Annotated in this window: 12 protein-coding genes; 1 reads left to right on the top strand and 11 read right to left on the bottom strand. The window is 60.6% G+C overall.

Going from position 1 to position 14,795, the window contains the following annotated elements; translation table 11 throughout:
* Positions 1 to 611: 611 nt before the first annotated feature.
* The 10 genes from J3U87_RS15510 to J3U87_RS15550 all read right to left on the bottom strand — a co-directional run bounded on the left by J3U87_RS15510 (position 612) and on the right by J3U87_RS15550 (position 11,570).
* On the bottom strand, positions 612 to 2,303 hold the full coding sequence (locus J3U87_RS15510; protein WP_237383962.1) for a hypothetical protein: 1,692 nt from the start codon (positions 2,301 to 2,303) through the stop codon (positions 612 to 614).
* Between the two features lie 349 nt (positions 2,304 to 2,652).
* On the bottom strand, positions 2,653 to 4,734 hold the full coding sequence (locus J3U87_RS15515) for a tetratricopeptide repeat protein (protein WP_237383963.1): 2,082 nt from the start codon (positions 4,732 to 4,734) through the stop codon (positions 2,653 to 2,655).
* 235 nt (positions 4,735 to 4,969) lie between these two features.
* Positions 4,970 to 5,695: a flagellar basal body L-ring protein FlgH gene (locus J3U87_RS15520; RefSeq protein WP_237383964.1), complete on the bottom strand. Its 726-nt coding sequence runs from the start codon at positions 5,693 to 5,695 to the stop codon at positions 4,970 to 4,972.
* Between the two features lie 29 nt (positions 5,696 to 5,724).
* Positions 5,725 to 6,663 carry a flagellar basal body P-ring formation chaperone FlgA gene (gene flgA, locus J3U87_RS15525; RefSeq protein ID WP_237383965.1) on the bottom strand — a complete coding sequence of 313 codons (939 nt, stop codon included), beginning with the start codon at positions 6,661 to 6,663 and terminating at the stop codon, positions 5,725 to 5,727.
* A gap of 15 nt (positions 6,664 to 6,678) precedes the next feature.
* Positions 6,679 to 7,464 carry a flagellar basal-body rod protein FlgG gene (flgG, locus tag J3U87_RS15530; protein ID WP_237383966.1) on the bottom strand — a complete coding sequence of 262 codons (786 nt, stop codon included), beginning with the start codon at positions 7,462 to 7,464 and terminating at the stop codon, positions 6,679 to 6,681.
* A 40-nt stretch (positions 7,465 to 7,504) separates the two neighbouring features.
* Complete coding sequence (flgF, locus tag J3U87_RS15535) at positions 7,505 to 8,284, bottom strand: flagellar basal-body rod protein FlgF (RefSeq protein WP_237383967.1); 780 nt, start codon at positions 8,282 to 8,284, stop codon at positions 7,505 to 7,507.
* A 281-nt stretch (positions 8,285 to 8,565) separates the two neighbouring features.
* A complete protein-coding gene (locus J3U87_RS15540) occupies positions 8,566 to 9,978 on the bottom strand; it encodes a leucyl aminopeptidase family protein (RefSeq protein WP_237383968.1) in 1,413 nt (470 codons plus the stop codon).
* 231 nt (positions 9,979 to 10,209) lie between these two features.
* Positions 10,210 to 10,764: an NUDIX domain-containing protein gene (locus J3U87_RS15545; protein WP_237383969.1), complete on the bottom strand. Its 555-nt coding sequence runs from the start codon at positions 10,762 to 10,764 to the stop codon at positions 10,210 to 10,212.
* A complete protein-coding gene (locus J3U87_RS35120) occupies positions 10,733 to 10,954 on the bottom strand; it encodes a SelT/SelW/SelH family protein (RefSeq protein WP_474198108.1) in 222 nt (73 codons plus the stop codon). The genes J3U87_RS15545 and J3U87_RS35120 overlap by 32 nt, the downstream gene beginning before the upstream one ends.
* Positions 10,955 to 11,081: 127 nt before the next feature.
* Positions 11,082 to 11,570, bottom strand: a complete 489-nt coding sequence (locus tag J3U87_RS15550) for a hypothetical protein (protein ID WP_237383970.1) — start codon at positions 11,568 to 11,570, stop codon at positions 11,082 to 11,084.
* A gap of 456 nt (positions 11,571 to 12,026) precedes the next feature.
* Between J3U87_RS15550 and J3U87_RS15555 the strand changes: the two genes are divergently transcribed.
* On the top strand, positions 12,027 to 12,680 hold the full coding sequence (locus J3U87_RS15555; protein ID WP_237383971.1) for a glutathione S-transferase family protein: 654 nt from the start codon (positions 12,027 to 12,029) through the stop codon (positions 12,678 to 12,680).
* 95 nt (positions 12,681 to 12,775) lie between these two features.
* On the opposite strand, the gene J3U87_RS15560 is transcribed toward J3U87_RS15555, so the two are convergent.
* Entirely contained in the window at positions 12,776 to 14,374 is a 1,599-nt protein-coding gene (locus J3U87_RS15560) for a DUF1565 domain-containing protein (protein ID WP_237383972.1), read from the bottom strand.
* Positions 14,375 to 14,795 lie beyond the last annotated feature (421 nt).

The following is a 14,795-nucleotide window of genomic DNA, read 5'->3' on the forward strand; positions in this document are numbered from 1 at the left end:
GATGTAGGGCGCTGTAGCCCCTGGCCGAGCGTATTCGGTCACCAGGTCGGCGGTGTCCGGCTGCTGGACCAGCACGACGCGGCCGTCATCGTCGTAATGGTAGGTCGTGGTGACGCCGTCGACGGTTTCGGTGGCCACCGAGCCGTCGGGGTTGAGGGTCCGGGTGGTGTCCACACCTTCGGGGTGATCGATGCGCGTCGGCACACCAAAGACGTAGTCGTGGAAACTGGTCAGGGCTCCGTTTTCACCACGAGTTTCCTGGAACGGCAATCCGCGGTCTGGGCCGCTCTGGTAATAGGTGAAGGTGTCGCGCTCGGATTCGGTCGTATGGCGCCAGCGCCGAACCTCCGTGGCGAAGGGAAAGGCCGCGTCTTGGTATCTGTAGGTGGTGCGGCCGATCGTTTCCGTGACCGCGCTTCGTTGGAACGTCTCGCGCTCCTCGGTAACAAGGCCGAGCACGTAGGGCGCGTCGAAGACGTGGTCGTGTTCGCCGAACTCCCGAACCACCCGGTGTGTGTAGTCAATCTCCCGGCGCAATTGGTGAGACCCGTTGCGTGCTTTGCGCGTGACGGCCGTCGGCTGCAGGAAATGCTGGTCGAAGTTCTGACCGTTCAGACCGTTCTCGTCAAACCAACTGTAGTGATAGTTGGTGTCGATCCAAACGCCATCCTCCAACTGGCTGTGCTGCCGCAGGGCATGAACCTGAATCGGGTCGCCGCCGGCATGGCCGCCGATGGTGCGTGGCGGCGTGTAGGTCCAAGCCTCCCGATAACTGGCATCGCTGAGGGTGACGGTGCGTTCACGCGGACGGCCGGCACATGGGCCTGGTCCCACGTCTGGAAGTAGGTTTCGAAGATGGGCGTGTTGACGTAACTGGTCACCCGCCGAAAGGTCTGGTCGCCATTGTGTTCCGTGACCGTGACGTCGATCCGGCCTTCCTGCTGCGGGTTGGTAGGTTCCTCGTTGGCCGTCCACTGGCGGTAGTCGAAGGTATAGCGACCACCGGCAAAGGTCATCTCGCTCAGGCGCACGTATGGCCGAGAAATGGTGTGGTAGACCTCGCAGCCGTCATCGCGAGGGGTGCGGCAATCACTGGTGTCTACCTCCAGGTGATGGAAGGCCTGAGAGGCGTAGTCGTACTGGACCGTGCCACCGGTGGGCAGGGCCATCGCGGTGACATAGGGAAAGCGTTGGCCGATGTCCTCGGTCGTGAAAACGGTCTCGTAGCCTTCGGGCGTGGTGACCTTGTGAAGGACCGTGAACGTCTGGTTTTCGATGTGAATGGACCGATACGCAAACGACTTCAGAAGTTTGGCGCCCTGGGCGGATTCGAGCGTGACCCGAATCAGTCGGTCGCCCTCATAGTGAAACTGCAATGCCCGACCAAAGGAGTCGGTGACGCGGTCGACCAGCGCCGAATCGGGCAAGGTCCCGTCGGGATCGCGGCCGCCAACATACGAAATGGAGATCGTGCGCTGGTTCGGAAGGCGGATTTCCACGGGGAAGAACTTGACCGCAGTCGCGTTGTGCCACTCGGTGACGCGCTGAACGGCCTGGAACTCGGTGCGCTGGCCGTTGGGGTCGAGCAGGTAGTAACTGTTTTGGGAAAACCCTTCGAGGGAAGTTCCGTCCAGCGTTCGCGCTCGTGTGATGCGGCGCAATTGGTCGTCGACGAAGTGGATGTCGGCATGGCGGGGCATGCAACCGTCGAAATCGCAAACGTCTTCGGGCCCTCCGTTTTCAGGATCGGCCTGAAACAGGTTGTCGCGGCCGAACACCGTGACGTTGCCAGCGGTATCGACGAAGCGAACGCGTTCCCAATCGACGGAGGCCGGACCGGTTCCGTTCCCGAACACGGCGTTGCGGGCCAGGATGTAGCCAAAGTTGAAGCGCCACCCGAAGCCCAAACCCTGGCCGGTCGGCGCCTCGTTCATGGGACATAGGCGGAAACCGCTTTCGTCGTCGCAGTACTTTTCCTGCGGCGACTTGTAGATGGGTTGCAGGTACATGCCCGGAACGCCGATGGGATCGAGTGCGATGTTGAGCTTGCCGGTAAACTCGTTGACGGTGGTGAAGGGCGCTGAAGTACCGAGGCCCAGACGATCGGAGTCCGAAGAAAGGGAGGCAACGCCATTTTGAGGCTCGGTCAAGGCAGGGTTGCGGCGGTTCGAGTCGTCGGCATCCGCGTCAGAGGCGGAGAGCGGGATGACCAGGAGGAAAAGAAATCCGGCAAGGGTGACGGCCATCGCCAGGCGACGAGATGAAGCAAATCGGTGGCGTTGAAGAAATGAATGGGAAGGCATGCTGTCAAACTCCCTTGAAAATCGATGGAATGAATGGAGGAGTTAAGGGCCGTGCAATGAGATAGATAAGGCTAAAGCCGGAAACGGTGGTTTCCGGGAGCTTGAAATCGCGATAGCGAAAGAATGGCTACGTCTCAAATCCAGAACCAAAAACGGGTAGACACAGGGCCTTACATAATGGGAGGCGGTGACTCGTCTGAAATGGTCTCGGGTGATCGAGAGTCCCCCCCAGATTCAGAAAACCGTGTCCTTCCTCATCTGAAATCGTTTGAGGTGACGAGAAAACCGGGGAATCGATGTCCAGCCATTGGCGTTGGGAGTGAAGCTAGGCGGCTTCGTGGATCGCTATTCACGCGTCAGGCGCGCCTTCGCGCGCCAGGCGGACCAGTGTTGCCTCGAATTCCTGGGCCGCTTGGGTGCAACGCAGCAGTTGCACCGATTTCGCCGCCACCGTTGCGCGCAGCTCTGCCCGTTTCTCCGCATCGTGGGCCAGCTCCAGGGCCAGTCGCAGCCAGTCGTCCTCGTCCTGTGCGATCGTTTCCGAAAAACCCATCTGGCGATAGCAGCCCAGCGTGAACCGCCCGCGGATGAATCGGCCCGGCAGCGTAACCACCGGCACACCCATCGCCACCGCTTCCATGCTGGTATTGCCGCCGCTGAAGTGCAGTGAATCCAACAGGACATCCGCTTCGCAAAGCAGGTTCAGGTAGTCGGAGTAACTCAGACGGGGGAGGAACACCAGCCGATCTCCGTCGACACCCAAGCGCTTTTCCAATCGGGTCCGCAAAAGGGTGGTCCAGTGATCGCGTTTTCCGCTGACCAGCACGAAACGGGCGTCCCGGTCTTCGGCTAGGAGCCGCGCGATCAGGTCGTCGAAGTCGGGATGGAGTTTGAACAGGTTTTGCGGGCAGAAGTAGAAAGGGGTGTCGGCGGGAAGCCCATAATGGGTCCTGGCCTTGCGCTGGTTCGGCTGCAGCACCGGCGGCTCGTAGGCACAAGGGATGTGGTCCAGCAAGATCAGCTTTTCGGTGTAATGCGCTTGGCCACCCGATTCCCAAAGCCTGCTGGAAAGGTAGGCGTCGATATTCGGCACGCCGGACGTCTCGCTGGTTCCCCAGGAGGTGCATTGAATCGGGGCCAACCGGAAAAAAGGCAGAAAGTAGTTCAGCGAGTCGGAGCCCACTTCCCAGAAATAGACCAAATCGAAGGCGGCTTGGCGAATGATTCGCACCGCGGCCGGCAAGTCTTCGGGAATGGCCAGCCATTGAAGCGCAGGAACCGGCTCCAGCGACGCGCGGATCTTTTCCAGGCTGGATGTGGGACCGACGATCGTCAAAACCGCGTCGCTAGCGCCCCATCGCTGGATGATGCCCTTGGTACAGCTCAGGAAAATACCCTCGTGACCGCGGGTCACCAGAAAGGCGATACGGGTGCGACCCGAGCGGTTGGCAACCAGGTTCTCGGGCTCCCGGTGATGGAACAGCTCGGCGTAGCGGCGTTTCAGGTCGCAATTGTCTTCCCCCTGATAGGCGAGGGGATACGGCGGGTGGGCGTTGCTTTTGGTGAGCTCCGCGGCGTACCGGCCCAGGTCGATCGGCGCGATCGAGCCCAGCGCTTTCTCGAATCGCTTGCGCCAATAGCCGATGGCCTTGCGGTTGGGCGGAATAACCGGACAGACCGCTTCCTTGCGGAGCTGCCACAAGTCGTGTTCGGGCCGCGTCTTCAGCGCTTGGGCGAACGAGCGCGTCGCCTCCTGGTATTTGCCCTGAAGTTGCTGGACCAGGCCCAGGTTGTTGAGGCTCTCCGTGGCGTTCGGCTGAACCGCGATCGCTTTTCGGAGCAGGAGCTCCGCCTCGTCCACCGCCTGCTCGCCCAGGTACACCGCCGCCAAATTGTTCAGGGCCCCGGCATCGCGAGGATTGAGCCGAATCGCGGTCAGGTAGCACTGTTTGGCCTGGTTCAGGTCGCCGCGGCCCCGGTACAGATTGCCCAGGTTGCTGTGGACCTCCGCGTAGTTGGGCTGTAGCGCCAAGGCCTGTTGGTAGGCCGCCATCGCTTCGTCGGCACGATCGAGAAAAACCAGCGCCGTGCCGCGGTGGTTGTGACCCTCGGGCAGGCGGGCATCCAGCGCCAGGGCTCGATCCGCCGCGGCCAGGGCCTCCTCGGCACGGCGCAACTCGAGCAACAGGGCGGCTCGGTTGGCGTGGAACAGGGCGACACGGGCGTTGGCCTCGATCGCCGTGTCGATCAGGCTCAGGGCTTCGTCGTGGTTTCCGCGGATACCTTCGATGCCGCCGAGCAGATGAAGCGCATCGGCATGCCGGGGCTGCCGTTCGAGAATGCGTCGATAGACTCGCTCCGCCTGTTCGAGTTCGCCCTTTTGATGGTGGGCCAGTCCCTGGCGCAGCCATATGTCGTGTGGTTCCGTCATGGTGCGGTGTCGAATCCTGCCGGTTTGATCACGTCGTTCATCATCCGGGCACGCGCCGTTCACGCGTGACTGAGAAAGGAGAGAAGCTTCCTGGGGGATGAGCGACGATGTGGATGCCTCATCCTACCCCTCCAGCCAATGTCGCGACCAGCGCAATTTTTGCCGGGTCCCTTCGGTGTACCGGTGCTGGGCGGTCAAGCAGGGGTTGTTCGGATCCGCTGCGATTGGATCGCTCTCAAAAGGGCCAGATGGCGTGCAGCACCCGCGAAAAGAAGCCGGGATTTTGCAGCCCGGAGACCACCCCGCGGCCGTGGTAATACACGTTCAAATCCGCGATCTGGCTGGACGTGATGCTGTTGTCCTTTTCCACCAGCAACGGATTGACGATCCCCGAAAGGTAGAATTGAACCTGTTCGCCGTTGACTCGCAAATGCTTCTGACCCTGGACCACCAGGTACCCGTTCGGCAAAACCCGGATGACGCGCCCGGCGACACTGCCCGTGAAGGTTTCGCTGCGTTGGGTGGAACCGTCGCCCGTGTGCGAGCTGTCGCTGGTGGCGCCCACCAGGGTTCCGTCGGTGGTCCCTTCGCCGAAGAACTGGGTGTGGGTTTTCTCGAGGCCCAACAGGTTCGGGATCTTCAACGACGCTTCGTTTTCCCGCGTCGTGGCGGTGCGCGCATTGGTCGTGGCGTTGAAGCTCTCCGCGATGCGGATCAAGATGATGTCGTTGAGGCGAAAGGCCTTGGTGTCCGAGATCATACCGGAGGCGATATTTTGATCGGTGAACAGCGAACCCGGGGCATAGATCTGTGGGCTGGGTGTTTCGTCGATCTCAAAGGGCTCGATGGTCGGGGGCGGACCGTCCAACAGGCCGTGATGGCGCATGCAGCCCGTGGTCATGAAGGTGCCCAGAAGCACGATGCCCCAGGTAATGAAGGTATTCGGTCTCGAGGTGATCATGAGCGGGCCTCCTTCCACAGGGTGCTACATCAAAGAGCCATGTCCACGTGGACCTGGCCGTCGCGGGCGACCTTGCCCACGAACATTTTTCCGGACTGCATGTTTTTCAACCGAACGGTCTCGCCGGCGCCGCCGTTGTCCAGCGACAACGCCTTCATGCGAATCGTCAACCCACCGGAGCGGGCGACGACCGTACAGGGTCGGTTGCGTTCCACCAGCGGAGTGATTTTGACGTGGTGTTGGGTCAGCATGGTGCCGGCACGAACCAGGGTCTTGGCGCTCAATCCGATGAAATCTTCCGGCGTCACCAGCGGTGCGGTCAGGCGATCCAGGCGTCGGTAGTCCCAAGAGACGTCCCGTTCCGTCAACGGCTGGCCTCGGTCGAGGTCGTGATTGACCGTCGCCACCAGCACTTCGGCACTGATGGTCGCCTGCACGATCAGGGTCTTGTGGATGTCGCCATCGATGATCAGGTCGACCGCCAGTGAATTGCGTCCGATCATTCCGCGATTCCCGCGCTGGCGAATGTCGAAACGCATCGAACCCTTGGGAATTTGGCGCAGGGAGGGCACCAGTACCCGTTCCAGGCGATAGGTATAATCGCCGTTTGATTGCGCATGCACCCAATCGCGAACCGCCGTTTCCAGGTGCGTCGAGGAAAAATCCATGCCCTTGCGGCTGACCAGGACGGCCTTGGCTCCGCGCCAGGCCACTTCCAGCGAGTGGCGCGTGCGGTTCAGGACCGTTTCGATCTGAATCGGTCGAATGACGCGCTTCTGTAGCACGGGCGGGCTGGGTGCGATGACCGGATTGCCGACGCCCTTGCGCTCGAGTGCGGCGAAGCTGGTATCCGAAACCAGGTCGCGCAGGTGAATTTCTTCGCCCTGGACGATCACTTCGCGTTTCAAATCCACTTCCACCGTCGCGCCGAAGGTGGTGAGGGTCAATAAAAGGGTCATCCACGTCATGGCCGCCTCACTTCTCTATCGCTTCAGGCTGGTGATCTCACCGAGTACCGTATCGGCTGTGCGCACGGACCGGGAGGTAACCTCGAAAGCACGCTGGCCGATGATCAGGTTGATCATTTCCTCGGCCACGTCCACGTTGGAACTCTCCAGGAAATTGGCTTGGATTTCGCCGGTGCCGGGGCTGCCCGGAACTGCGACGACCGCCGCACCCGAGGAGTTGGTTTCGGTGTAGATGTTGCCGCCCAGGGCTTTCAGGCCGCTGGGATTGATGAAGGTCGCCAACTGGATCTGGCCCGCGTTTTGGGGATCTGCTTCACCGATGTCGACCGTGACGGTACCGTCGGTGCCGATCACCACGCTTTTGGCTTCCTGGGGCAGGGTGATGTTGGGGGTCAGCAGGTATCCCTGGTTGTTGACGATCTGGCCGTTGGCATCCAGGGTGAAACTGCCGTCGCGCGTGTAGCCGGTGTTTCCGTCGGGCAGGGTCACTTGAAAAAAGCCCGGGCCGGTGATGGCCATGTCCAGCGATCGGTTGGTGTTCTTGAGGCTGCCCTGGTCGAACAGGCGGTTGGTGGCCACGACCTTGGAGCCCAAACCGATTTGCAGGCCGTTGGGTGTTTCGGTGGTGTTGCTGGTGCCGGAGCCTGGCGTGGCGAGGGTCTGGTACAGCAAATCTTGAAATTCGGCGCGAACCCGTTTGAACCCGGCGGTGTTGACGTTGGCCAGGTTGTTGGAAATCGTGTCCAGGTTCTTCTGCTGCGCGTTCATTCCCGATGCCGAAGTCCAAAGTGCTCTCATCATGGCGGTAACTCCTTCTGTTGCCCTTTATCGAATGCCGCGCTCAACGGCGGGGGCCGAGGCCTGAAATAGACCGTTCATTGATGTTGTCGATGGTGCGAATGGAGCGAGAATTCATCTCGTAGGCGCGTTGCAGCTCGATCATGCGCATCATCTCGCGCGCCACGTTCACGTTGCTCGTTTCCAGCGTACGTTGGAACAGTCGGGTTTCCCCGGGCGTCACCGGCACTTCCTGGATGGTCGGATCCAACGAGCTCAGCAGGGTGTTTTCCTCGGGAACCAGGCCGGCCTTGTCGTTGAAGGTCACCATGGCGATCTGTGCCACTTCGGTGCCGTCCTGATAGACGCGTCCATCGTGGTCTACGACCATCTCGCCGCCCTGGGGATTGAGCGTGATGCGGTTGCCCGCGACGTCGAGAACCTCGTATCCGTTTTTGTTGGCCAGATGCGCGGTGCCGGCCGCGGCGCCGTCTTGGGCGATCTTGAGGGTGAACTGGCCGTTGCGCGTATAGCGGGTCCCGAAAGGGGTGTTCAATTTAAAATAGCCGTCGCCTTCGATGGCGAGGTCGAAATCGTTGCCGGTCTGGCGGAGGGCACCCTGCTCGCTGTGAATGAAAACCCCGCCGGCCACGGGCTGATTGTTGGCGGCTCCGTTGAGCGGGTTCTGAGGACCTTCCTCGAGGGCCGCGTTATAGGTGCGAAAAAAGGGGGTGGTCTTGCGGAAGCCGTCGGTATTGATGTTGGCCAGGTTGTTGGTGACCGTATCAAGTTCCAGTTGCCTGGCGATCAGCCCCTGTGCGGCCGTGTAGAGTTCGGATTTCATGTGCCACCTCGCGGGAGGAGGTAGAACAAGAGACATGCCAGGATCCGGAAAATGCCGTGCTGTATTGTCTTATAATGCTGGAAACATTTGAATTACGTGTTGGTGGTTGCGAGGAGGAGTGGGTTGGGACCTGCGCTCGCTTTGAAATAGTACTTTGGGTAATTGGTTTGAAATAAGGGTGTTGCGTCGATCGGGTGATTGTGGGCTTGGGGCGGATCCCTCTCGCGGCAACTCTTTCCGAGCCGGAAAAAAATGCCGGGATGTCCCCGCCCCCGTTCGCGTCAGCTTCGATCGGTACCGAACCTCTTTTCCAAGTACCGGAAAACCGCGCGCAACGCGGTCGCTTCGCCGCCCTTGGGCGTGCCGGGAATGGCTTCGGTGCGCCAGCCGTAGACGTCCAGGTGGATCCAGTTCTTGTGGGGCTTGACGAATTCGTGGAGGTAGAGCGCGGCGGTGATGGCGCCCGCCATGCCGTTGGAGGCGCAGTTGCTCAGGTCGGCAATCGGGCTTTGCAGCATTTTCCGGTAGGGTACCCAGAGCGGCATGCGCCACAGCGGGTCGGCGACTTCGTTTGCGGCCGCGGTCAACCCGGTGGCGATTTCGTCGGAGGGTGTCCAGAACCCGGGCAGGTCCTGGCCGAGGGCGATGCGGCAGGCACCGGTGAGGGTCGCCATATCGATCACCAGGTCGGGGTTTTCCGAAACGGCTTCGGTGAGGGCGTCACACATGATGACGCGGCCTTCCGCGTCGGTGTTGTGAATTTCGACCGAGATGCCCTTGCGGGTCGGGATGATGTCGCCCGGGCGATAGGCCTCTTCGCCGGGAGAGTTCTCCACGGTAGGCACGAGCAGGCGAAGGCGGACGGGCAGTTGTTCGCTCATGATCAGGCCGGCAAGGGCGGTGGTCACCGCGGCGCCGCCCATATCCTTTTTCATCAGGCGCATGCCGGCGGCGCCTTTCAGGTCCAAGCCGCCCGTATCGAAAACGACCCCCTTGCCCACCAGGGTCAGCTTGGGATGGTTCGGGTTACCCCAACGCAGATCGACCAGGGCCGGTTCGCGTTTGCTGCCCTTGCCGACCGCGTGAATGGCTGGGAAGTTTTGGTCGAGCAGGTCGCGACCCTCGATGACGTGGACCTCGGCGCCGTGGTTCGCCCCCAGGTCTTTGATTTTTTGCGTCAGTTCTGCGGGGCCCAGATCGTTGGCCGGGGTGTTGATGAGGTCGCGACCGAGTTGCACCGAGGTAAGGGTGTTCACGACCTTGGATTCGCGCACGCGTTCATCGAGTCGCAGGGTGGGGAACTTTTTTTTGTCTTTTTTGCGCAGGTAGGGCAGGAACTGGTAGCTGGCGAGGCCCCAGCCGAGTGCGAACTGCTCGGATTGGGTCGGGCTCCAGCCCTCCGCGGGAGCGGCAAAACCCAGTTTTCCGGGTAGGGCCGCGGCCAGTTTGGCGCCCAAAAACAGATGGGCTCGCGGGTCCTCCGGCCACTTTTCGGTGCCGGCCCACGCCTCGTGGGCTTGGCCGTTGTGGTTGGGGACGACCAACACCTGGCCGAAACTACCCTCGAAGGAGCTGCTGTCGAGGATGTGGCGCAAAAAAGTATCGCCTTCTTCGCGTCTGCGCTTCCATTCGGCGCGGTCGACGAGGACGATCGGCACACATGGAGATTCCGGAGCCTGGGATACTGGAAACATGATTCCCCCCTTGGGATGACAAAGTGATTGGCGCCTATTTTAGCGCGGTCGCGACAAGGCGGCCAGAAGGTCCGGACCTGATCGAGCCCTCTTACCGGGACGGAACCATGGAGTCCGGCCGTCCCGAATCGCGAGGACTCGAAACGGCCCGGTTCTCTGTTCGACCGCCGGTGCATCGATGGTCGTGAAGTCGGGTTGGACTCTCGGCACGGCGGGGCCGAGAGTCGATGCTCAAGCCTGGGGAAGATCCAGTTCCGGCGCGACTTCCATAGCATGGGCCACGGCGCATTCGTAAACCGGTCGCTTGAACCAGATCGCGTTTTCGGCCGCGCCTTCGAGCGGCATCCAGCGCAGCTCGGCGAATTCTTCGTGGCTGGCCTTCGCCAGGTCGGGCGGGTCGTCGGGAAACAGGGCGGCAATGAAATAGTGTTGCTCCTGGCCGACTCGCGGTGCGAACTTTTTGCCCAGACGTTCGGGAAAACGGTAACGCAGGCCAAAGGGATATTCGTAAAGCAGGTCGATGTCCCGGACACCGATTTCCTCCGAGGCTTCGCGACGGGCGGCCTGTTCGGGTGTCTCGCCGGCATCCAGGCCCCCTTGCGGCCATTGCCAGGCTCCCGGGGTGTCGTGCCGTTCGCCGACCAGGATTTCCAGCCGGCCCTCGTGGAGGCGCAAGATCAGGATGGCGGCATTGGGACGAAAGGGGCCCACGCCGGGGCACAGCGATTCCAGCGGATCGGGAACCCGAGGCTCCCTAAATTCCAAGTATTCTCTTGATTTCATCATGTTCGGGAAACCTGCCCTCGCGGTGTTTGGAAAAAATCAGACGGCCATCCACCCACACGTCGAAAATGCCGCGCGAGCCGACTTCCAATTCACATTCGAAGGGTCCGAGCCCTTTCAGATATGCCGCCAGACCGGCGGCTCGAGGTTGGTAGTTTCAAACCCCGCAGTAGACGATCTTGAGTTGGTGCATGGACGGATCTCCTCTTCGTCCGGGAGGTGCTCGATGGAGAGAGTGTGTCGCCATTCTACACCAAGGTCCGGAATCGGCGAAGCCGAACGGATGGCTCTGCCGGGCGGACATGCCCATGGCGGTGCGCTCAGAAGGCCGCCCTGATTTCCGCCACTTTCTTGTCCAGCCAGCGCTCGAGCTCCCCGATTTTCTTTTGGAACGCCTCGAAACTGAAGTCCCCGTTCTTCCATTTCTTTTCCAGGGTTTCGTAGCGCTTCTCCGCCTCTTTGCGGAGTTGGTCCAGGCGTTCCTGGGCCTTGTCGCTCCAAGGTTCGCCGTCCTGGGCCTTCATGCGCTCGTCGATTCGATCCTTGATGCGCTTCCATTCGTTTCGAGCGCGATCACCGAACTTCTCCCACTCGATTTTCGCGAGCGTCTTGCTGATTTCCGGATTTTTCAGGTAGTCCATGGGGTTCCACTCGCGCGTGTCCACGACGAAGTCTTCAAAACCCATTTCGTCCTTTTCCACGATGTGAAGTCCGCTTTTGGTTTGAATGATCCGGTACGCGGCCAGGAAATATCCCACGCCCAGAACGAGCACGAGAAAGATCGTCAGTCGAAACGCCCACTTGAACACGGTGGCCTCCTGGGAAGTTGCATCGATGGGTGAGAGATGGTCGAGTGATCCCTAACGGGTATCCATCCAGATACAGGGTGCTTTTTAAAGGGCTCCCCTGGATCGGTCAGGTTTCCAATGCGAGCTGCTATCGGCAGTCAGGTATCAGATTTCAGCTAATAACCTTCGAACGAGCCTCTTGCCAAAGCCTGACGCCTGATGGCTGATACCTGCCCATCCAGCCAAACCATTTTGGGAGACACGATTTTTCCGTTTCTGGATGGGCACTGAAGATCAAGCGTCGATTTACCTTAGCACGGATGCTGGGCCCGCCCGGCTCCTTACAGCCCGAGGAACCCGGGCACATGCCACTTGGGGGAAATCGGCATGGTTCACTTGCATGGAATGGTGGTTCCGCTCGATGCCGTTTTGACGGTTTAATGGTCAAAACACATTCGACTCACGAGGAGTTCCATCATGATTCAGTTGTACACCGCCCCGACGCCCAACGGCCACAAGGTCAGTATCATGCTCGAGGAAACCGGACTGCCCTACCGAGTTCAGGCGCTCGATCTCGGTGCCAAACACCAAAAAGAACCCTGGTACCTGGAAATCAATCCCAACGGCCGTATCCCCGCCATCGTCGACACCGACAACGAGGATTTCGCGGTCTTCGAGTCCGGGGCGATCCTGATCTACCTGGCCGAAAAGACCGGACAATTCCTGCCGCGCGACCCCAACCTGCGATCGGTGGCCTTGCAATGGCTGATGTTCCAGATGGGCGGCGTGGGGCCCATGCAGGGCCAGGCCCATGTGTTCCTCAACTACGCCCCGGAAAAAATTCCCTTCGCCATCGAACGCTATCAAAAGGAAACGTTGCGTCTCTACGGGGTGCTGGACCGGCGCTTGGCCGACCGGGAATACCTGGCCGATGAGCTCTCGATCGCCGACTTCGCCACCTATCCCTGGGTTCGCAGTCACGCCTGGGCCGGGCTGGACATCGACCACCTGCCCCACCTGCGGGCCTGGATGGACGCCATGGCCGCCCGACCCGCCGTTCGGCGCGGGCTCGAGATTCCCAAGCGTCCGGAGTTGGAAGCCGTTCGCGAGGCCGGACGGAACATCATCTGAACCGGTTGTCGTTTCGATCGATACCATGAAGGAGGGGGTCGGTTCGGCCCCCTCTTCGTGGTCGAAATGCGGTGAACGGGTTTGTCCGACGCGCCTCAGTCGCAGGAACCGCGGTGGTTTTCAAGCTCGGTCATATCCAGCACGGTGACCCGATTGTCGTCGTCGAGGTCGGTCAAGTCGTCGTCGCTGGTCCAGCGCGAGGCCATCAAGTACAGGTCGTCCAGGTCCAGGTCGTTGTCGCCGTCCAGGTCGATGACCGCACCGCAGGGGTTGACCTCGACCGCGCCGACGTCCGCAACCGAGCCGCGTGTGTTGCCGAACAGGTCGTCGCCAGGACCTTCGGCGCCCGCACCGATGACGGCCGAACCGGGACCGGGCGTACCGTAGGTGGTCGCCAGACGCTCGAACTCCGCACGAATGCTGGTGGCGCCGCTGAGAAAGGCACTGCCGTTCCAGCGCGGAAGCGTGATGTTTTCCGGGGGCGGCATCAGCAGTGGATCGTCTTCGATGGCGTTGGCGTCGTCGGTCATGTTGATCAATTCGAATTGGTCGAAGGGAATGGCGTTGTCGTCGTTGAAGTAGAGATTGTTGTTCAATGTGAAGGAGTTGGTGTCGGCCACGGGTGTGTCCGAGAAATCCTGATTGTCGCCGGGGCTGCGCGAACCGAAGGTGCCCGCCTGATCCGACCAGATGTTGTTGATGAAGCGAACGTTGTCGTTGACCGGGTTCTGCCCCTCGCGCACCATCTGCACCGTATAGGCCAGACAGGGCAGATCGCCACTGATGGTGTTGTTGCGGATCAGGATGTCGGAACCGCCGCGGATCACGAACGACGAGCGCATGATGTGCGTCGCGTTGCCCAACATCAAGTTGTTCTCGATGGTGACGCCGACCGCTTCGTGAAACGCCAACCCTTCGTCTCCCAGGGTGATGAAGGAATGTTCCGCGAAGCCCTGCCAGTTCAGGAAGATGTTGCGGCGAATGTCGACATCGCCGACGGTGCTCAACTGTTCGCTGTTCTTCACAATGACGAAGCTGCCGAAGGAGTTGGTGTTGACGCGGCCGCTACCTTCGAAATCGTTGAAAAACACGTTGTCGGACACGCTGATGTCGTTGGCACCGTTGATTTCCACGTGCTCACCGGCCTGGGTTTGGGGGCCCTGATTGTAAAACACGTTGCCGCGTACGGCGATTTCGCGTGCGCCGCCGTGGATGCGGACGATGTCCTGACTGAAACTGTCGTGTATCACGTTGCCCGTCAAGGTGATGCGTTCGACGGCGTCGGTTCCGCCCGGCTCGCCGATGCCGTCGCGGATCTCGACCACGAAGGGATCTCCGCCAAAGGTCGTCTGGCGCATCTCGAAGCCTTGGAGGGTGATGCCCTTGGCCTGGGTGCAGACCACGACCGGCCCCTGGTTCTCGAGCACCGCTTGAAGCGGGTTCTGGGCCCGAACGAGGACACCCTGGGTGAAATCGCCGACCAGGGTGACCGTGCCCTCGTAGGTGCCGTCCATGACTTGGATCGTGGCGCCGTCGGGAACGTTGCCCAAGGCGTGGGTGATGGTGGCCCAAGGTTGGGCTTGGGTGCCCGGGTTGCCGTCGTTGCCGGTGGTGGCGACGAAAAAATCTTGGGCGGGTGCGAAAAAGGACATGAGAAAAAGTGTGGCGACATAGTATTTTAAATTGCTATTCATATCGATGATTCTCCTGGACATGAATAAGATAAAAAAGTGAGCTTGGGTCGGAATCGCGATCGACGTCGGCTCGGGCGAGGACTGCGCCCGAATCGACCACAGCGAACGTTTCGGGGAGGGCCTGTGGGGACTGCCTGAAGGAGGGCCTGCCGGCCATGGATCGTGGCTGTTCTGTCTATATCCGATTTCACCGGACCGCGGATAAGCGGATCGGAGAGAGGGCAATTACGGAAAAGCCCGGCATTGCCATAGGCTACAACTTTGAAATGCCCACATTTTAACTCGTGTCTTTGGGGAAACAGCGTTTTTTTGAAATGGTTCCTCGAAATCGGCGGGTCCCCAATGCAAACTGGCTTCGGCAGCCAGGCCTTAGGTGGCAGCCAATTAACTATGAACAAGTAACTTGCTGGGACATGACGTC

Origin of the sequence: Sulfidibacter corallicola (genome assembly GCF_017498545.1) — a bacterium.
GTDB classification, from domain to species: Bacteria; Acidobacteriota; Holophagae; order Acanthopleuribacterales; family Acanthopleuribacteraceae; genus Sulfidibacter; species Sulfidibacter corallicola.

Bases quoted from the DNA above. Each gene is read 5' to 3' on its own strand.
- flgG (WP_237383966.1), bottom strand. From the start codon at position 7,464: ATGATGAGAGCACTTTGGACTTCGGCATCGGGAATGAACGCGCAGCAG.
- J3U87_RS15545 (WP_237383969.1), bottom strand. From the start codon at position 10,764: ATGATGAAATCAAGAGAATACTTGGAATTTAGGGAGCCTCGGGTTCCC.
- J3U87_RS15510 (WP_237383962.1), bottom strand. From the start codon at position 2,303: ATGCCTTCCCATTCATTTCTTCAACGCCACCGATTTGCTTCATCTCGT.
- J3U87_RS15540 (WP_237383968.1), bottom strand. From the start codon at position 9,978: ATGTTTCCAGTATCCCAGGCTCCGGAATCTCCATGTGTGCCGATCGTC.
- flgF (WP_237383967.1), bottom strand. From the start codon at position 8,284: ATGAAATCCGAACTCTACACGGCCGCACAGGGGCTGATCGCCAGGCAA.
- J3U87_RS15520 (WP_237383964.1), bottom strand. From the start codon at position 5,695: ATGATCACCTCGAGACCGAATACCTTCATTACCTGGGGCATCGTGCTT.
- J3U87_RS15560 (WP_237383972.1), bottom strand. From the start codon at position 14,374: ATGAATAGCAATTTAAAATACTATGTCGCCACACTTTTTCTCATGTCC.
- J3U87_RS15555 (WP_237383971.1), top strand. From the start codon at position 12,027: ATGATTCAGTTGTACACCGCCCCGACGCCCAACGGCCACAAGGTCAGT.
- flgA (WP_237383965.1), bottom strand. From the start codon at position 6,663: ATGACGTGGATGACCCTTTTATTGACCCTCACCACCTTCGGCGCGACG.
- J3U87_RS15515 (WP_237383963.1), bottom strand. From the start codon at position 4,734: ATGACGGAACCACACGACATATGGCTGCGCCAGGGACTGGCCCACCAT.